Origin of the sequence: Streptomyces phaeofaciens, assembly GCF_014648915.1 — a bacterium.
In the GTDB taxonomy this organism is placed as follows: domain Bacteria; phylum Actinomycetota; class Actinomycetes; order Streptomycetales; family Streptomycetaceae; genus Streptomyces; species Streptomyces phaeofaciens.
Genome location: NZ_BMSA01000015.1, coordinates 1 through 19,804, shown reverse-complemented (window position 1 = coordinate 19,804; position 19,804 = coordinate 1). Strand labels below are relative to the sequence as shown.

Sequence of the window (19,804 nt, the reverse complement as noted above, 5' to 3'; positions counted from 1 at the left end):
ACCTGGCGGAATGACCGACTCGGCGGATTCCCCCTCGTTCCGGCTCGCGTACGTCCCCGGAGTGACGCCCGCCAAGTGGGCGCGGATCTGGCAGGAGCGCCTGCCGGACGTCCCGCTCACCCTGCTCCAGGTGACCCCCGCCGAGGCCTCCGACGTCTTGCGCGACGGCTCCGCCGACGCCGCCTTCGTGCGCCTTCCGGTCGACCGTACGGTGTTCAGCGCGATCCCCCTCTACACCGAGACGACCGTCGTCGTGGTCCCCAAGGACCATGTGATCACCGCGGCCGAGGAGATCACCCTGGACGACCTCGCCGACGAGGTGGTCCTGCATCCCCTCGACGACGTCATCGGCTGGGAGCGGCCGCCCGGTGAGCCCGCCTTCGAGCGCCCGGCGACCACGGCGGACGCGGTGGAACTCGTCGCGGCGAACATCGGTGTCCTGGTCGTCCCCCAGTCCCTGGCCCGCCTCCACCACCGCCGCGACCTCACCTACCGCACGGTCGTGGACGCCCCCCGGTCGGCGGTCGCGCTGTCCTGGCCCGAGGAGGCGACCACCGATCACGTCGAGGACTTCATCGGCATCGTCCGCGGCCGCACGGTCAACAGCACGCGCGGCCGGGAGCGGCAGGCCCCGGCGGGGGAGCGGGAGAGCGAGCGCCGCAAGCCGCAGCCGGGCGGGGCGCAGCGCAAGAGCGCGGGCGGCACCGGCAAGGCGTCCGGCGCCGGCGCGCGCGGCCGTTCCGGCGGGGCGAAGGGCGGCGGGGGCGCGAAGGGCGGCGCCCGCCGCGGTACAGGCGGCGGCAAGCCTCGCCGCCGGTCGTAGCCGCCCCGCCGCTCGGCGGCAGGGCCGGACACGGCTGACGGCTCACGGCTGACGGCTCACGGCTGAGGGCTCGCGGCTCAGGGCACGAAGGTCGCCCCGTTCGCGGTGCTCACCACCTTCGCCCCGTCGGCCGCGCTCAGCAGCCCGGCGGCCACCCAGGCGTTCACCACCGCCCGGACCCGCGCGACCAGCGCTCCCCTGGAGGCGAACGGCGCCCCGGCCCACACCTCGTCGAGCAGACCGGTCCCGTCCGCCTTGACGGGGTTGGCCACGCCCGAGTCGGTGTTCCCGAACACCACCCGGGGCTCGGCCCGCCGCACGTACGCGTGTGTCGGATCCTCGGTGCCCTCGAAGAAGGGGGCGAACGCGGTGCCGTTCAGCGTGAAGTGCAGCGGTTTCCCGCCGACCGGGGTGAGCGAGGGCAGCAGGTCGCCGGAGAGCGCGGCGTTGCGGTAGAGCCCGAACTCCAGGTAGCCGGTGGCGGAGTCGCGCGCCACCAGGTTCACCGGGCCGTGGAACAGCGTCTGGAGGGACGGGTCGTCGAGGGCCTTCTCGACCCGAAGCCGGAACGGCATGGCCACCCTCACGATGTCCCCGTCCCGCCAGGTCCGCGACACCGTGAAATAGCTCCCGGGCACGGGCGTCCCGTCGGCCGCACGGCCGTTGACCGTCACCCGGAACCCGGCCGTCGCCCAGGCCGGCACCCGCAGCCGCAGCGCGAAGGCACCGGTGCGTCCCCGGACGGTGAGCGTGCTGCCCTGCTCGCGCGGGAAGTCCGTGGCCTGGGTGACGGTGACACCCTTCTCGGCCCAGGTCAGCGTGGACGGGCTGTAGAGGTTGACGTACAGCGAACCGCCGTCGGCGGCCTTGAAGTACACCGAGTCCTGGTACTTGGTCGCGGACTCCATGCCGGTGCCCTCGCAGCAGGTGGTCCCCTGCTTGGGCGTGTAGTCGCGCACATGGCCGGGCGTGAGCCCGATGAAGTACGTGACCAGCGGTTTCTCGGCGTCGGCGGTGTCCTGCTTGGAGCCGAGGACCTGGTTGAGCAGGGTCCGCTCGTAGTAGTCCATGTAGGCCGGGTCCTGCTCGTGGAGGAACAGGGCCCGGCTGAGCTTCAGCAGGTTGTAGGCACAGCAGGTCTCGGCGTTGGTCGCGCTGATCGTCCCCGCGATGACGTCCCGCGCCCTGAAGAACTCGCCCGTGCTGGTGCCGCCGATGCCGTACATGCGGTGCGGGACGACCATGTCCCAGAAGTTCCGCGCGGCGGTGAGGTAGCGCTGCTCGCCGGTCGCGTCGTACAGCCGCAGGCAGCCGGTGAAGATCGGGATGTGCTGGTTGGCGTGCAGTCCGTCGAGGACGTCGGTGTTCGCGGCGCACGCGTCGATGAGGCTGTCGAGGTCGAACAGCCGGGCCAGCGCGAGGTGTTCGGCCTTGCCGCCGATCGCGTGCAGATCGACGACCGCCTCGACGATGCCGCCGAACTCGCCGCTGGAGAAGAGGCCCCACATCCGCTGGAGGGTGGTGGCGGGCAGCTTCGACAGCCGGGAGTACATCCAGTCGCCCATCCCGGACGCCAGCTCGAGCGCGCGCGGGTCGCCGGTGGCGAGATACGCGTCCAGCAGGCCCCGGAGGATCTTGTGGGCGGTGTAGTAGGGCGCCCACACCCTGGTGTAGTCGCTCCCGGTCATCGACTCCAGCTGGATGAACTGGGTCTCCGGGTAGGCGGCGAGGAACCCGGGGTGGCTGGGCGCGCCCCAGGTGCGGCGCAGGGTGGCGGTCAGCCCGCGCCCCGAGCCGTCCGCGAGGGTGGAGCCCGACGTCTCGTCGAAGGCGTACGACACCAGGTCGCCGCTGCCCGGGGTGCTCTGCAACGCGGTGATCTCGGCGGCGGTCAGGGCGCGCGACCATACGTCGAATCCGCCGAAGGCGCCCGCGAAGACGGGGTCGGAGGCGTAGTGGGAGCGGCCGAGCCAGTGGTCGGCGAGGGTGCCGAGGGCGGCCGGGGTGAGGGACATGGCCGTGTTGCGGGCCACGGCCGTGCCGTTGACGTACAGCGTGCCGGTGCCGCCCGCGAGGGTCACCGCGAGATGGCTCCACCGGTTCAGGGGCAGCGCGGCGGTGCCGTCGAGCCCCTGCTCGCCGCCCGGGCCGCCGGTCGTGATCGCGAACCGGGGCACCCCGCCCGCGTTGCGCGCGGCCAGGTAGAGGTACCGGGTGGTGTCGTCGCCGCAGTCCAGGACCCGGGCCCAGTTGCCGTCGTGGGTCGGTTTCACCCAGGCGGCGAGGGTGGTCTCGGCCGCGCCGCCCAGGACACCGGCGGGCAGGTCGACGTACCGGTAGGAGCCGCGGACGTTCTCCACGGCCGTGGCGAACCGTCCGGCGACGGCGAGCACGGTCGGGTCGTGGCGCAGTGCCTCGCGCACCTCGGTCAGCGCGCCGACCATGGTGCGGATGCGGTCCGCGTGGACCGTGTCGCCGGTGCTCGCGTACGCCTGGGACAGCATGGTCAGGAAGTGGCCGGTGTAGTGGCCGCGCAGATTGCCGCCTGCCTCCCCGTCCAGCCCCTCCCAGCCGCCGGGGGCGACCGCGCCGAGGGTGGAGAGGCCGGCGTTGGCGCGGAAGACCTGGAGCAGCCGGTTCACGTCGTAGCCGCGGGCGTGGTCGAGCATCAGCTGCCGCTTGGCGGCGAAGACGCCGGCACCGAGGGCGACGTCGTCGAGGGCGAAGGGCTGGAGCGTCCAGGAGGCCGGCGGCGGGAGTGTGGCGGCCGCGGCGGAGCCCGGGGCCACCGCCGCGCCGACGCCGGGGAGGGCGGCGGCCAGGATCGCGCTCTGGAGAAGGGTCCGTCTGCTGAGGGGCGGTGCCATGTGCTGCTCCTCCGGTCCACGAGGGGCGTACGGCCGGCCCGGAGGGGGCGGTCGGTCGGCCCGTCAAATTGTTCGACATTGCGAACGTCGTGCGAACGGTCGACCAGACGTTAAAGGGGGGACGGCAGGGCGTCAACGGTCCCGGCGGGACGGAAAGTTGCGGGCCGGGCGCGCTACTTCGCCGTCGTCCGCCCGATCGACTCCACCAACGGCAGCAGTCGATGCGGCACGCGCTCGCGCAGGGCCACCTCGCTCCGGGTGCGGACCACGCCGGGCAGGCTGATCAGCTTCTGGATCACGTCCTCCAGATGCGCGTTGTCACGCGCCACGACCCGGGTCAGGAGATCGCCCCCACCGGTGATCGAGAACGCCTCCACGATCTCCGGTACGGCGGCCAGCGCGTCGCCCACGTCGTCGAGGTGGCCCTGGGTGACCTCGATGTGCACGAACGCGAGCACCGGGTGGCCCAGCGCGGCGGGGGAGAGGGCCGGACCGGTGCCGGTGATCACACCGTCCCGCTCCAGCCGGTCGAGGCGGGCCTGGAGCGTGCCGCGCGCGACGCCGAGGATCCGGGCGTACTCCCGCACGCTGGTGCGCGGCTGCTCCAGGAGCAGCCGCAGGATGCGGGTGTCGAGTTCGTCGACGGCCATGGCGCCCGCCCCTCTCGTGTCCGTTCGTGTCCGTGCGGCGGTCCGCACCATGATCGCGTATCCCCGGGATGCGGGCGTTCGGCGGACGAACGGTTGCCGACGGCGGGGATGCGGGCGTTCGCCGGACGAATGGTCCGTTGGTCCGCCGACGGCCGTCGGACGCTCCCTTTCACCATGCCATTGGCCCAGTCGTATCGGCATCGGTTGAACCATCAGCCGTCCGGGTGCTGAGATATACCGGTCAATGGCGCTGCGGAACCCGCGGCGCCTTTCTCATGTCGCGGCACATCACGGTGCCGAAAGGGCGGGGCAACATTGCTGAAGAGGGCGTTCGTGGCGCCGGACCCGGGGCGCGTACGGCTGCGCTTCGCCTCCCGGGCGGTGCTCGGCATCGGGCTCGCCGTCGTGCTGTGCGGCCTGGCCGGGCACTCGCTCGTGGCGGCCATCACCGGTGGCCTGGCCGCGCTGCTCGCCCTGTTCACCGTGACCGACGCGACCGTGCGCGGCCAGGCCGTGACGACCGCGCTGCTGCCGGCCGTCGGACTGCCGGTGCTCGCGCTCGCGGCCGGGCTGCACGACCTGCCCCTCGCCCGTGACCTGGCGTTCCTCGCCGTCGTGGGAGCCGGGGTGTACGCCCGCCGCTGGGGCCCGCGCGGCCACTCGCTCGGTGTGTTCGCCTTCATGACCTACTTCGCCGCCCAGTTCCTGCACACCGTCCCGGACCAGCTCCCCGAGCTGTACGCGGCCGTGCTGCTGTCGCTGGCGGCGTCGTCGGCGGTGCGCTTCGGGCTGTGGCGCTACGAGCGGCGGCTGCCCGTACCGGCGCCCGTCGCGGTGCCGACCGGTGGCCCGGGGCTCGCGCGGATCACCACCCGGCAGGCGGTGCAGGCGACCATGGGCGCGGCGTTCGCCCTCGCCGCCGGGCAGGCGCTCTCCGACCAGCGGTGGTACTGGGCCGTGGGCGCGACCTGGTGGGTCTTCGTGAACACGACCTCGCGCGGAGAGACCCTCGTGCGCGGCTTCCGCCGGTTCCTCGGGACCGTCATCGGGATCGTGCTGGGCCTGCTCGTCGCCGTACCCCTGCACGGCGCGCCGACGGCGACCGCCGTGATCGTCGCGGTCAGCGTCTTCGGGATCTTCTACACCGCCGCCGTCTCCTACACCTGGATGATGCTCGCCGTCACGGTCATGGCGAGCATGCTCTACGGCCTGCTGGGCCTGCTCGACCCCGCTCTGCTCGCCCTGCGGGTGACCGAGACGGCCGTGGGGGCGCTGGGCGCGGTGCTCGCCGTCCTGCTGGTGCTGCCGGTGACCACGCACTCCGTGACGGAAGCCTGGGTGGAGCGGGCGCTGCGCTGCGTCCACACCTGCACCGCCGAGGCCGCCGCACGGCTCGCCGGGTCGCCCACGGCGGATCCGGCCGCCCGGGTGGCCGAGCTGGAGCAGATCCTCGCCCGCGTCCGGCTGTCCCTGGCACCGCTGGTGCATCCGCTCACCCCCATGCGGGCCCGCAAGGCCCGCGCCCGGCACGTGCTCGCGCTGCTCGACGACTGCGCCCGCGAAGTACGCGGCCTCGCCTCCGTCGCCGCCGACCCCGAGGCCTCGCACGACGCCCGCCTCGCCGCCGCCTGCTGGCGGGTGGAGGCCGCCGTCGAGGCGCTCACCGCCGAACCGGCCGGGGCTCGGCGCGGCCGCACGGAAACCTCCGTCGTGCCCCGGGCCACGGAGACCGAACCGGTCCTGCTCCACCTGCACGCCCTCGAACAGGCCCTTCTGGAGCTCGCCGTCCCCCTGAGCGGATCCCAGCGGGTGCCGGCGCGCGTCTGAGGGACCGGCGGGGCTCGCGTGTCGTGGAAGCACGCCCGTCGCCTCTCCCGCCCGCTCCGCCCGCCGCCCGTACGCGCGGGTCGGCCTCGGCACGCCCGGCCGGACGCTCGCACCGAGCCGCTCGCGGGCCCGCCCGCCGTGCCGAAACCCCGCGCGAACAGGTCCGGGGCGTTGCTCGCTCTGGTCTAGACCGCTGCTGATCGACTGCTACCGTCAGCCCCGGACAGCACGGACCGAGAGGGGACAGTGGTGGCAGATCTCGGCGGATGGGGACGGCGGGCGTTCATCGGTTCGTTCACGGCGGCCGGCGGCCCCGGGATCGTGACGGCCGGCGTGGACCCGCACAGCGGCGCGCTCACCGTCCTGAGCAGCCTCAACGGCCTGCCCGATCCCTCCTACCTGGCCCTTTCGGCCGTCGGCGACACGCTGTACGCGGTCAGCGAGACGGCCGAGGGCGCGGTGGCCGCCTACCGCGTCACCGGTGACGTGCCCGAGCCCGCCGGGACCCCCGTGCCGGTCGGCGGCAGCGGGCCGACCCACCTCAGCGTGTTCGACGGGCACGTCCTGACCGCCAACTACGGCTCCGGCAGCGTCTCCGCCGTGCCCGTCCGCGCCGACGGCACCCTCGCCCGTGCCGCCTCCGGGATCCTGCGCCACACCGGCTCCGGCCCCCACACCCGCTTCCAGCAGCGGCCGCACGCCCACCAGGTGCAGCCCGATCCGAGCGGACGCTGGGCGGTCAGCGTGGACCTCGGTACGGACTCCGTGCGGGTGTGCGCGCTGCGCGGCGGCGGTCTCGTCGTGCACCGCGAGCACGCGCTGCGCCCCGGCTCAGGGCCGCGTCACCTCGCCTTCCACCCGGGCGGCGGGTACGCCTACGTGGTCAACGAACTCACCCCGACCGTCACGGTCTGCCGCTGGGACGCCGCGGAGGGCTCGCTGAAGCCGCTGGCGGAGACCGGTGTCCTGCCCGGCGCGCCCGCCGGGGACGCCTACCCGTCGGGGATCGTCGTCGCGCCCGACGGCCGGTTCGTGTGGACCGCGACGCGCGGTGAGGACGTGCTCTCCGTCTTCGCCGTGGAGGGCGGGGGAGAGGTGCTGCGGCTGGTCGGCACGGTGCCGTGCGAGGGCGACTGGCCGCGCGACATGGCGCTCGACGCCTCCGGCGCCTTCCTGTACGTCGCGAACGAGCGCTCCGGCGACGTCACCTGGTTCTCCCTCGACCCCGCCACGGGCCTGCCCCGCCACACCGGCTCGATCCCCGTCCCGGCGGCGTCCTGCGTGCTCCTCGGCTGAACCACGGGGCCCCCGGCCCCCTGACCGAGATGATCGAGACGGTCCCGAGCGTGGTCCCGACCGCGGTCCCCTCGTGGTCCCGATCGCCGTCCCGGTCCTGGTCCGCCGTACGCCCCGCCCCGCCGAGGGCGCAGCTCAGCGGCCCCTCGCCCCCGGGCGCAGCGAAGGGCCCGCTCTCGAGGGGCGGGCCCTTTCGCGTCGTGCGGCGTCCTTCGCTGCCGGTGCCTGTGTCAGCGGGCCGGCGTGCCCTGCGGCTGCTGGGCGATGCCCAGGGCGGTCGTGTACTTGGCCAGCGCCAGCTTGCCGATGGCCGGGTAGGGGCCGAGCGCCTCGGCGGCGGCGCAGCCCGCCTCCCTGGCCGCCTCGGCGATCAGCGTGGCGTCGATCTCCGGGCCGATCAGGTACGGCGCCAGCGCCAGCTGCTGCGAACCGGAGGAACGCAGCTGCTCGGCCACGGACGCGATGGAACCGTCCTGGTCGAGAGCCGCCGCCATCACCGGCACGGCCAGGCGCGCGGCGAGCAGCATGCCGGTGATGCCGGCGGCCTGCACGGCCTCCTCGCCACCCACGGAGGCCAGGATGATGCCGTCGGCGGCCGTCGCGACCGTGAAGAGCCGGGCGCGGTCGGCACGGGCCAGACCCGCCTCGGAGAGCCGCACGTGCAGCGCCTCGGCGAGCAGCGGGTGCGGGCCGAGGACATCGGTCAGGTCGGCGGCGACCTTGCTCTCCATCACGGCCTGGCGGACCTGCCGCAGCAGCGAGCCGTCGGGCCCCGCCAGCAGCGGTACGACGACCGCGACCGGACCGTTGGGCTCCTTGACGTCCAGACCGGCGGCACGGGCCTGCTCGTAGCGGCCGGTGCGCTCCTCGGAGGCGTACGCCAGGACGGCCTGGAGCGTGGGGAAGTCGGTGTCGTCCCCGTCCAGGTAACCGATGCGTGCGTCGAGGCCGGGCAGCTCGGAGCGGGCGATGCTCACGATCTCCTCGGCGAGGCCGCGCGTGGCGGCGGTCGGGGTACCGGGGACCGCGAGGACGAGCGCGGGTGCGCCCTCGGGCGCCGCCAACGGCTCGGGGCGGCGGTGCCGTCCGGGCTGTCGGGGGCGCGGCATTCGTACAGGGAGGCCGGACGCGGGCCCAGTGGGGGAGCTCATGGCGCCGCATGTTACTTGTTTCCTGGGCTCCCCTGTTCGGGGAGGGTGCAGGTGAGCGGTATCCGTCCGGTTTTGTCTGATGAGTTACGTGTGGATCAGAAGTGATCAGCGTGTTTTCCGGGCGAGTTGCCCCTGAAGGGAACAATCCCCCTTTTGGGTAACCGTGTACGACTACTTCGTACGCCCCGGGGTGTCCCGCGCGCCTCTGACCACGGAGAACAGTGTGCCGTCGATGGGGAGACCGACCACCCCCGCCGCCAGCCCGACGGCCACGCGTACCGCGCCGTGCAGCGGGTCGCCCTCGGCGGGTACCCGGCGCGCCCGCGGCAGCCGCCGTGCGAACTCCTCCGCGAGCGGTACGAGCAGCGGATCACCCAGTCCCGCCAGGCCCCCGGTGAGGGCGACGACGGGTTCCCCGTCCGCCGGACAGACGGCGGCGGCCGACTCGGCGATGTGCCGGGCCGCCGCCCGCAGGACGTCCACGGCCACCGGATCGTCCTGCGCGGCGCATCCGGCCACCCGGGGCGCGAAGGACGCGAGCGCCGCCGGCCGGTCCGGGCGCGGGTAGAGCCGCCCCGGCAGTCCGGGCATCGGTCCGAACTCCTCCTCGGCGGCCGCCAGCAGCGCCGCCGAGCCGCCGGGCCGGCCGTCGTACGCGCGGAGCGCGGCCTCCAGGCCCGCCCGCCCGATCCAGGCGCCGCCACCGCAGTCGCCCAGCAGATGGCCCCAGCCGTCCGCCCGGCGCCAGGCCGTCAGGTCCGTGCCGATCGCGATCAGGCCGGTACCGGCGGCGACCACGGCGCCCGGCCGTGCCCCGAGGGCGCCGGCGTACGCGGTGACGGCGTCGGCGGCCAGTCCGGTCGTCCGGACCCCGAACTCCCGGGCCAGGGCGCCCGGCAGCGCGTCGCGCAGGGCGTCTCCGAGGGTGGCAAGACCGGCCGCTCCCACGACCGCCGTGGCCGGCCGGACGACGCCGGTCTCGGCCGTCAGTTCCCGGACCATGGGCACCAGTTGACCCATCAGATGGCCGGGGTCGAGGCCCCGCTCGCCGGTGCGTACCGGGACCCCGGACGACCGCTCGGCCAGTGCGCCCCGTCCGGCGGTGCCGAGGGCCACCCGCAGGCCCGAGCCGCCCGAGTCCACCGCGAGGATGCCGTCGGCCCGTTCGGGGGCCGTGGGGACGGTCATGCGCGGGTGCCCCTTCCTTCCAGGTCGTTCCGCCATGTGACGAGGAAGGCTAGTGCCGGGACGGGGTCCGCGTCGGGGCTTCGGTGGTCTGCGTGCGGTGTCAGTGCCTGCCACTAGAGTGATGTTGTGGCACCTCGACCTTTGAACGAACTCGTCGAACCAGGCTGGGCCAAGGCCCTGGAACCCGTGACCGGACGCGTCGCGGCCATGGGGGATTTCCTCCGGGCCGAGATAGCGGCCGGGCGGACCTATCTCCCGTCCGGGGCGAATGTCCTGCGGGCCTTCCAGCAGCCCTTCGACGACGTACGCGTCCTGATCGTCGGCCAGGATCCCTATCCCACACCCGGGATGGCGATCGGGCTGAGTTTCGCGGTCTCGCCGGACGTACGGAATCTGCCCGGCAGCCTCGTCAACATCTACCGGGAACTGAACTCCGACCTGGGCCTGCCCCAGCCGTCCAACGGTGATCTGACGCCGTGGACCCAGCAGGGCGTGCTGCTGCTCAACAGGGCGCTCACCACGGCCCCGCGCAAGCCGGCCGCACACCGCGGGCAGGGCTGGGAAGAGGTCACCGAACAGGCGATCCGGGCGCTCGCCGCGCGCGGAAAGCCGCTGGTCTCCATCCTGTGGGGGCGGGACGCGCGCAATCTCCGCCCGCTGCTCGGGGACCTCCCCGCGATCGAGTCCGCGCATCCCTCGCCGATGTCGGCGGACCGGGGGTTCTTCGGTTCCCGGCCGTTCAGCCGGGCGAACGACCTCCTGGTGCGGCAGGGCGGGCAGCCGGTGGACTGGCGCCTTCCGTAGTCCGCGGCGCGCGCTCCCAGAACGCAAGGTCAGAGGGCTTCATTGCCTGGCAATGTGACCGGAATTCATGATTCCGCTGTGAACTTGCCGACCTTGACAGTCCGGCGAGGCAGGGTATTAGCTAGTCGAGGAGTTGATCACCGGGGCATGCGGAACCCGTCCCGGGGGTCATCACATCCGTAACGGGGAAAAGTGCGGCGTCCATGACGTCCGCATGCACAACGGGGGCTCGAAACGTCCGGTCGGTGATACCGACCGGCGGTTTTTCACGCATGCCATGTCACGCCATGCCGTGCCATGCGATGAATTGATGAATTTTTAATTATTGCCCTCGTGTCTCAGCACACCCCTGCCCGGGTGTCTTTCCGGTGAAATATCCATCGGCTGCGGGGGCAAGGGTATGGACGAATCGCTTTCCTGGCGACGGTCTGACGACAATTCGCCGGCTCTGCCGTGGGTGATTTCCGCGTCCACCGAGGACGCGTTGCGCGCTCGGGCACGACAACTGCGGGACCACCTCGACGCCCGGCCGGAGTGGGCCGTCGCCGATGTCGCCCGGGCCCTGCTCGGCACCCCCGGCGGCACCGCAGGACCGCACCGGGCCGTGATCGTCTCCGGGGACCGCGAGGAACAGACCCTCGGACTGCGGGCGTTGGCCGACGGAGCCGCCGCCCCGCACCTGGTCCTCGGCACCGCCCGCGACAGCGCCCGGCCCGTGTTCGTGTTCCCCGGACAGGGCCCCCAGTGGCCCGCGATGGCACGCGAACTCCAGGACTCCTCAACGGTGTTCCGCCGCACCCTCGCGGAATGCGCCGAAGCCCTGAAGCCGTACACCGACTGGTCCCTCGAAGCCGTCCTGACGACCGATCAGGACCCCGCCGTCTGGACCAGGCCGGACGTCACCCAGCCGGCCCTCGCCGCCGTGATGATCGCCCTGGCCGCCCAGTGGCGGGCCGCCGGCGTCGAGCCCGGGGCCGTGGTCGGCCACAGCATGGGCGAGTTCGCCGCCGCCCAGGTCGCCGGCGCCCTGTCGCTGCCCGACGCCATGCGCGCCGTCGCCGCCTTCAGCCGCGCCCAGGTGTCGCTGATGGGCCACGGCGAGATGCTCTCCGTCCTGCTCCCCGCCGCCCGGCTGCTGCCCCGCCTGGCGCCCTGGGGCGACCGGCTCGCCCTGGCCGGCGCCAACAGCCCGTCCTGGACCGTCGTCTCCGGCGACCCCGAGGCCATCGGCACGCTCCGCGCGGAACTCGTCGCCGAAGGGGTCCGCGCCCAGCTGATATCCGTCGGCTACGCGGCCCACTCCCCGCAGATCGAGACCGTCCGCGACCGGCTGCTGGAGGACCTCGCCCCGGTCACCGGCGGCCCCTGCGACATCCCCTACTACTCCGGACTCACCGGTGGCCGCTACGACACCACCCGGCTCGGCGCCGAGTACTGGTACCGCATGGTCCGCGGCACCGTCCTCTTCGAGAACGCCGTCCGCGCCGCGCTGACCGCACGCCCCGCGGCCTTCGTCGAGGTGAGCCCGCACCCGGTCCTCACCCTCGGAGTCCAGCAGACCCTCGACGACGCCGGCGCCGACACCGCCGTCGTCGGCACCCTGCGCCGCGACCAGGGCGGCCGCGGCCGGTTCCTGACCGGCACGGCCGAACTGTACGTCCACGGCGGCTCCGTGGACTGGTCCACGGCCCTCGCCGGGACCGACCCGCAACCGCTGGAACTGCCCGCCCCCGACGAACGACCGCAGGGCGCACCGGCCGCCGCCGCGCCCTCCGCACGCTTCGCGTCACTGCCGGACACCGAACTGCCGCGCGCCCTCACCGAGCTGGTGCGCACCGAACTCGCCGCCGTCCTCGGCGACACGGAGCCCCTCGGGGACCCGGCCGCCGACGCCGCCGGCCCCGACCGCGCCTTCCGCGACCTGGGCATCGACTCCTCCGCGGCCATGGCCCTGCGCAACCGCCTCGTCGGCGCCCTCGGCTTAAAGCTGCCCGCCGCCGTCGTCTTCGACCACCCGACGCCCCGGTCCCTGGCCGAGCGGCTGTGCGCCGAAGTCCGCGGCACCGGCACCGGCACCGCGCCGGACGAGGACGCCCCGGTGGTCCCCGAGACCCACGACGACGAGCCGCTCGCCGTCGTCGGCATGGCCTGCCGCTTCCCCGGCGGGGTGCGCAGCCCCGAGGAACTGTGGGACCTGCTGATCGCCGGCGGCGACGCCATCTCCGACTTCCCCGAGAACCGCGGCTGGGACCTGGAGAAGCTGTACCACCCCGACCCCGACCACCCCGGCACCACGTACACCCGCCAGGGCGGATTCCTGCACGACGCCGACGGGTTCGACGCCGCCTTCTTCGGCATCCCGCCCCGCGAGGCCCTGGCCATGGACCCCCAGCAGCGGCTGCTGCTGGAGACCTCCTGGGAGGCGTTCGAGTCCGCCGGGATCGACCCCGGCACCCTCAAGGGCAGCCGCACCGGCGTCTTCGTCGGCGCCATGACCCAGGACTACGGCCCCCGCATGCACCAGGCGCCGGACGGCGTCGAGGGCTTCCTGCTCACCGGCAACACCGCCAGCGTCGCCTCCGGCCGCATCGCCTACACGTACGGCCTCGAAGGCCCCGCCGTCACCGTCGACACCGCCTGCTCCTCCTCCCTGGTCGCCCTGCACCTGGCCGGCCAGGCACTGCGCCAGGGCGACTGCACCCTGGCCCTGGCCGGCGGGGTGACGGTCATGCCCAACCCCGGCATGTTCGCCGAGTTCAGCCGCCAGCGCGGCCTCGCGCCGGACGGCCGCTGCAAGCCGTTCGCCGACGCCGCCGACGGCACCAGCTGGGCCGAGGGCGTCGGTGTCCTCGTCGTGGAACGGCTCTCCGACGCCCGGCGCAACGGCCACCGGATCCTGGCCGTCGTCCGCGGCAGCGCCATCAACCAGGACGGGGCCAGCAACGGCCTCTCCGCCCCCAGCGGACCCGCCCAGGCCCGCGTCATCCGCCAGGCCCTCGCGAACGCCGGGCTGACCGCGGCCGACGTCGACGCCGTCGAGGCGCACGGCACCGGCACCCGGCTCGGCGACCCCATCGAGGCCGAGGCGCTGCTGGCCACCTACGGGCGCGGACACACCGCCGAACGGCCGCTGCTGCTCGGCTCGATGAAGTCCAACATCGGCCACACCCAGGCCGCCGCCGGAGTCGCCGGCGTCATCAAGATGGTCCTCGCGCTGCGCCACGGCACCCTGCCGGCCACCCTGCACACGGACCGGCCCACCACCCATGTCGACTGGTCGGCGGGACAGGTCGAACTGCTCACCGGCCCCGCCGACTGGCCCGACCACGGGCCCGTCCGGCGCGGCGCCGTCTCCGCGTTCGGCATCAGCGGCACCAACGCCCACGTGATCATCGAGTACGGGCCGGACGCCGCACCGCCGAGCGCCCCGGACCCCGTACCCGCGGCGGCCGACGACCTCGCCGGCCCGCCGCTGCCCTGGCCGCTCTCCGCCCGCTCGGAGGCGGCACTGCGCGAGCAGGCCGCCCGGCTGCGCACGCACCTCGGCGCGCACCCCGCCCTGCGCCCCGCCGACGTGGCCCACACCCTGGCCACCGGCCGGGCGGCGCTGCCGCACCGCGCGGTGCTCACCGTCACGGACCGGCAGCAGGCCCTGCGCGCGCTGACCGCGCTGGCCGAGGGCCGCGAGGCCGCCGGACTGGTCCGGGGCGGCACCACCCCCGGCGCGGACCGCGAGGCCGTGTTCGTCTTCCCCGGCCAGGGCTCCCAGTGGCCCGGCATGGCCGCCGAACTCCTCGACTCCTCAGCGGTGTTCGCGCACCGGATCCAGGAGTGCGCCGACGCCCTGGCGCCCTACGTCGACTGGTCCCTCACCGACGTCCTGCGCGGCGCGCCCGGCGCCCCGAGGCTCGACCGGGACGACGTCGTCCAGCCCGCCCTGTTCGCGGTCATGGTGGCCCTCGCCGAGGTCTGGCGGTCCTACGGCGTACGGCCCTCCGCCGTCGTGGGGCACTCCCAGGGCGAGATCGCCGCCGCCTGCGTGGCCGGCGCCCTGTCCCTGCCCGACGCCGCCCGGATCGCCGCCCTGCGCAGCCGTACCCTCCTCGGACTCGCCGGCACCGGCGGCATGGTCTCGCTCGCGCTGCCCGTCGCCCAGGCACGCGAACTGATCACCGCCTGGTCCGGCCGACTCACCGTCGCCGCCGTCAACGGCCCCTCCTCCACCGTGGTCGCCGGCCACCCGGACGCCCTCGGCGAACTCCTCGCCGCCTGCGCCGACAACGGCCCCCGGGCCCGCCGGGTGCCGATCGACTACCCCTCGCACACCGCCGGTGTCGAGGTCATCCGCGAGCGGATGCTGGCCGACCTGGCGTCCGTCGCCCCGCGCGCCTGCGAGGTGCCGTTCTACTCCACCGTCACCGGCACCCGGATCGACACCGCCGGACTCGACGCCGAGTACTGGTACCTCAACCTGCGCCGACCGGTCGAGTTCGAGCGCACCACCCGCGCCCTGCTCGCCGACGGCCACCGCGTCTTCATCGAGGCCGGCCCGCATCCGGTCCTCGGCATCGGCCTGACGGAGACCCTCGCCGACGCCCGGGCCGACGACGCCGTCGTCCTCGGCACCCTGCGGCGCGACGACGGCGGCCCGGCCCGGCTGCTGACCTCGCTCGCCGAAGCCCACGCCGCGGGCGTCACCGTGCGCTGGACGGAGGCGTTCGGCGACACCGAAGCCCACCGGGTCCCGCTGCCGCCGTACGCCTTCCGGCACGAGCGGTACTGGCTGCTGCCCGGCACCACCGACCGGGACGTCACCGCGGCCGGACTGCTCGACGGCGACCACCCGCTGTTGATGGCCGCCGCCGAACTCCCCGACTCCGACGGGCTGCTCTTCACCGGCCGGCTCGCCCTCGACACCCACCCCTGGCTCGCCGACCACCAGGTGCTCGGGCGGACCCTGCTCCCGGGCACCGCCTTCGTCGACATGGCGCTGCACGCCGCGGCCGCCGCCGGCTGCGACCGTCTCGCCGAACTGACCGTCGAGGCCCCGCTGGTGCTCCCCGAGCACGGCGGCGTACACCTGCGGCTCACCGTCGGCGCACCGGACGCCACCGGCCACCGGCCCGTCGGCGTCCACTCCCGCCCCGAGGCGCAGGACACCGACGCACCCTGGACCCGGCACGCCACCGGCCTGCTGGCCGACGGCCCCGGGGACCGCCCCGAACCGCTCGCCGCCTGGCCGCCGCGGGACGCCACCCCCGTCCCCCTGGACGGCTTCTACACCGCCCTCGCCGGACTCGGCTACTCCTACGGCCCCGAGTTCCGCGGCCTGACCGGCGCCTGGCGCCGCGACACCGGCACCGGCGCGGACCGGCGGACCGAGGTGTTCGCCGAGGTCGCCCTGAACGGCACCCAGCGCGAGCACGCCGACCGGTTCGGCGTCCACCCGGCCCTCCTCGACGCCGCCCTGCACGCCGGCCTCCTCGACCTCCTCGGGGACGGCGACGCCTCCGTGAGGCTGCCGTTCGCCTGGACCGGCGTCACCCTGCACACCACCGGCGCCGACACCCTGCGCGTCCGCCTCACGCCCGGCGGCAGCACCGCCGACGGCATCACGCTGACGCTCACCGCCACCGACCCCACGGGCCGCCCGGTCGCCACCGTCGACTCGCTCGTCATGCGCCCGGTCTCCGCGGACCAGCTGCGCTCCGCCGCGACCCGCTCGCTCTACCAGGTGGAGTGGACCCCCGCGCCCGCCACGGCCGTACGGCCTACCCCGGCGGCCTGGACCGTCGTCGGCCCGCTGGACGAGGAGCGGGCCGCCGCCCTGTCCGTGACCGGGACGCCCGTCGCGCACCACCCCTCCCTCGCCGCCCTCGGACAGGCCCTCGACGCCGGCGCACCGGCCCCCGAGATCCTGCTCACCCTCCCGGCCCGGCCCGCGGACACCGGGGCCGGCCCCGCCGTCGCCGCCCGCGCCGCCACCCACGAACTGCTCGCCCTGGTCCAGGAACTGCTGGCCGACGCACGGCTCGCCCGGACCACGCTCGCCGTCGTCACCCGGGGCGCGATCGGCACCCGGCCCGAGGAACCCGTCACCGACCTGACGCACGCCCCGCTGTGGGGCCTGATCCGCTCCGCGCAGACCGAGCACCCCGGCCGGTTCGTCCTCCTCGACCTCGACCAGGACCCCCGCTCCGCGGCCGCCCTGCCCGCCGCACTGGCCACCGGCGAACCTCAACTGGCCGTCCGCGGCGGCTCGGTGACCACCCCGAGGCTGACCACCGCCCCCGCCACCGCCCCCACCACCGAACAGCCCGGCGGCGAGCCGCTGTTCGACCCGGACGGCACCGCACTGGTCACCGGAGCCACCGGCACCCTGGGCCGCCTCGTCGCCCGCCACCTGGTCACCGCGCACGGCGCCCGGCACCTGCTGCTCACCGGCCGCCGCGGCCTCGACGCCCCCGGCATGACCGAGTTCCGCGACGAACTGCGCGCCCTGGGCGCGCAGACCGTCGTCGCCGCCTGCGACGTGACCGACCGGGACGCCCTCGCTGCCCTGCTCGCCCGCGTCCCGGCGGCGCACCCGCTCACCGCGGTGCTCCACACCGCCGGCCTCACCGACGACGGAGTCGTCGAGGCACTCACCCCCGAGCGCGTCGACCAGGTGATGCGCCCCAAGACCGACGGCGCCTGGAACCTCCACGAACTCACCCAGGACGCCCCCCTCACCGCCTTCGTCCTGTTCTCCTCGGTCAACGCCGTCCTCGGCGGCCCCGGCCAGGCCAACTACGCGGCCGCCAACACCTTCACCGAGGCCCTCGCCCACCTCCGCCACGCCCAGGGCCGGCCCGCCACGGCACCCGCCTGGGGTCTGTGGGAGCAGGCCTCCGGCATGACCGGCGACCTGGCCGGCACCGACCTGACCCGGATGGCCCGCTCGGGCATCCTGCCCCTGCCCACCGACCAGGCACTGGAACTCCTCGACGCCGCCGTCCGCCAGGACCGGGCGCTGCTGGTACCCGCCCGGCTCGACCTCCCCGGACTCCGCGCCCAGGCCGCCGGCCGGACCCTCCCCGCCCTGCTGCGCCACCTCGTCCGGCCCGCCGCCACGGCCCGCACCGCACCGGCCGACACCTCCGGCACGGCGCCCACCTCGCTCGCCGAACGGCTCGCCGCCCTGCCCGAGGCCGAACAGCACCGCACCCTGCTCACCCTCGTCCGCGACCACGTGGCGGCCGTCCTCGGCCATTCCTCCGCCGAAGCCGTCGGCGCCGACCAGGCCTTCAAGGACCTCGGCTACGACTCGCTGACCGCGATCGAACTCCGCAACCAGCTGGGCACCACCGTCGGCCTGCGGCTGCCCCCGACCCTGGTCTTCGACCACCCCACCCCCCTCGCCGTCGCCCGCCACCTGCACGGCGAACTCCTCCGCGACCACCGGCCGGCCGCCGCGCCGCCCGCCCCCCGGACGGCCGCCGACCCGGACGAACCGATCGCCATCGTCGCCATGGCCTGCCGCTACCCGGGCGGCGTCGCCTCCCCGGAGGACCTGTGGCAGCTGGTCCTCTCCGCACAGGAAGGCATCGGGGACTTCCCCACCGACCGCGGCTGGGACCTCGACAACCTGTACCACCCGGACCCCGACCACCCCGGTACGACGTACTCCCGCACCGGCGGATTCCTCTACGACGCCGGACACTTCGACGCCGGACTGTTCGGCATCGGCCCGCGTGAGGCGCTGGCCATGGACCCGCAGCAGCGGCTGCTCCTGGAGACCTCGTGGGAGGTCTTCGAGAGGGCGGGCCTCGACCCCCTCGCACTCAAGGGCACCCGCACCGGCGTCTTCGCCGGCCTGATGTACCACGACTACGCCACCCACGCGGCCGGGCTCTCCGACGCGGCCGAGGGCTACACCGTCACCGGCACCGCGGGCAGCGTCCTGTCCGGGCGGGTCGCCTACACCTTCGGACTGGAAGGCCCGGCGGTCACCGTCGACACGGCCTGCTCCTCCTCCCTGGTCGCCCTGCACCTCGCCGCCCAGGCCCTGCGCCAGGGCGAGTGCGAACTGGCGCTCGCCGGCGGCGTCACCGTGATGGCCACCCCCACCACCTTCGTGGAGTTCTCCCGGCAGCGCGGACTGTCCCCCGACGGACGATGCAGGTCCTTCGCCGCGGACGCGGACGGCACCGGCTGGTCCGAGGGCGTCGGCCTGCTGCTCGTCGAGCGCCTGTCGGACGCCCGGCGCAACGGCCACCAGGTGCTCGCGGTGCTCCGCGGCTCGGCCGTCAACCAGGACGGCGCCTCCAACGGCCTGACCGCGCCCAACGGCCCCTCGCAGCAGCGCGTGATCCGCCAGGCCCTCGCCGGCGCCGGGCTGTCCACCACCGACGTCGACGTGGTGGAGGCCCACGGCACCGGCACCCGGCTCGGCGACCCGATCGAGGTCCAGGCGCTGCTGGCCACCTACGGCCAGGACCGCCCCGCGGACGCACCGCTGTGGCTGGGCTCCGTCAAGTCCAACATCGGCCACACCCAGGCCGCGGCCGGCGTCGCCGGTGTGATCAAGATGGTGATGGCCCTGCGGCACGGTGTGCTCCCGCGCACACTCCATGCCGACGAGCCGTCACACCAGGTCGACTGGTCCGCGGGCGCGGTGGAACTGCTCACGGAGGCCCAGGAGTGGCCTTCGGCGGACCGGCCGCGCCGGGCGGCCGTCTCCTCCTTCGGCATCGGCGGCACCAACGCCCACGCCGTCATCGAGGAGGCCCCGCCCACCGACCGGCCCACCGCCACCGAGCCCACCGTGTCCTCCCCGGCGGTGCCATGGCTGCTCTCCGCCCGCACCGAGCCCGGACTGCGCGACCAGGCGCGACGCCTGCTCGCCCACACCCGGACCGAGGACGCCGCCGCTCCCGCCGATGTCGCCCTCACACTCGCCACCGCCCGCGCGGCGCTGGACCACCGAGCCGCCGTGACCGCCGCCGACCACGAAGAACTCCGCACGGCCCTGACGGCACTCGCGGAGGGCCGGGACACGGCCGGCGCGGTGCGCGGAGCCACCGCCCAAGGCGCCAGGTCGGCCTTCCTGTTCACCGGGCAGGGGTCGCAACGGACGGGCATGGGGCGGGAGTTGTACGACTCCTTCCCGGTGTTCGCCGAGGCCTTCGACGCGGTGTGTGCGCGGTTCGGGGATCT

Annotated in this window: 9 protein-coding genes; 5 read left to right on the top strand and 4 right to left on the bottom strand. The window is 74.6% G+C overall.

Annotated elements, in window-relative coordinates; translation table 11 throughout:
• Positions 1 to 10 precede the first annotated feature (10 nt).
• Positions 11 to 823 (top strand): LysR family substrate-binding domain-containing protein, encoded by an 813-nt coding sequence (locus tag IE275_RS24170; protein WP_189713490.1) that lies wholly within the window; start codon positions 11 to 13, stop codon positions 821 to 823.
• 77 nt (positions 824 to 900) lie between these two features.
• On the opposite strand, the gene IE275_RS24165 is transcribed toward IE275_RS24170, so the two are convergent.
• Positions 901 to 3,690: a beta-L-arabinofuranosidase domain-containing protein gene (locus IE275_RS24165; RefSeq protein ID WP_189713489.1), complete on the bottom strand. Its 2,790-nt coding sequence runs from the start codon at positions 3,688 to 3,690 to the stop codon at positions 901 to 903.
• 173 nt (positions 3,691 to 3,863) lie between these two features.
• On the bottom strand, positions 3,864 to 4,340 hold the full coding sequence (locus IE275_RS24160; protein ID WP_189713488.1) for an Lrp/AsnC family transcriptional regulator: 477 nt from the start codon (positions 4,338 to 4,340) through the stop codon (positions 3,864 to 3,866).
• A gap of 315 nt (positions 4,341 to 4,655) precedes the next feature.
• On the opposite strand from IE275_RS24160, the gene IE275_RS24155 reads away from it, so the two are divergent.
• Both IE275_RS24155 and IE275_RS24150 read left to right on the top strand, forming a co-directional pair.
• Positions 4,656 to 6,167, top strand: coding sequence for an FUSC family protein (locus IE275_RS24155; RefSeq protein ID WP_189713487.1), 1,512 nt, complete (start codon positions 4,656 to 4,658; stop codon positions 6,165 to 6,167).
• Positions 6,168 to 6,416: 249 nt separating this feature from the next.
• Positions 6,417 to 7,463, top strand: a complete 1,047-nt coding sequence (locus IE275_RS24150) for a lactonase family protein (protein ID WP_189713486.1) — start codon at positions 6,417 to 6,419, stop codon at positions 7,461 to 7,463.
• A gap of 230 nt (positions 7,464 to 7,693) precedes the next feature.
• Here IE275_RS24150 and IE275_RS24145 read toward each other — a convergent pair whose 3' ends face one another.
• On the bottom strand, positions 7,694 to 8,614 hold the full coding sequence (locus tag IE275_RS24145) for a sirohydrochlorin chelatase (protein WP_189713485.1): 921 nt from the start codon (positions 8,612 to 8,614) through the stop codon (positions 7,694 to 7,696).
• 171 nt (positions 8,615 to 8,785) lie between these two features.
• Complete coding sequence (locus IE275_RS24140) at positions 8,786 to 9,802, bottom strand: N-acetylglucosamine kinase (protein ID WP_189713484.1); 1,017 nt, start codon at positions 9,800 to 9,802, stop codon at positions 8,786 to 8,788.
• 126 nt (positions 9,803 to 9,928) lie between these two features.
• On the opposite strand from IE275_RS24140, the gene IE275_RS24135 reads away from it, so the two are divergent.
• Both IE275_RS24135 and IE275_RS24130 read left to right on the top strand, forming a co-directional pair.
• Positions 9,929 to 10,606: a uracil-DNA glycosylase gene (locus IE275_RS24135; RefSeq protein ID WP_189713483.1), complete on the top strand. Its 678-nt coding sequence runs from the start codon at positions 9,929 to 9,931 to the stop codon at positions 10,604 to 10,606.
• 457 nt (positions 10,607 to 11,063) lie between these two features.
• Positions 11,064 to 19,804 (top strand): type I polyketide synthase (locus tag IE275_RS24130; protein WP_229870493.1); only part of this gene is annotated, 8,741 nt, incomplete at its 3' end.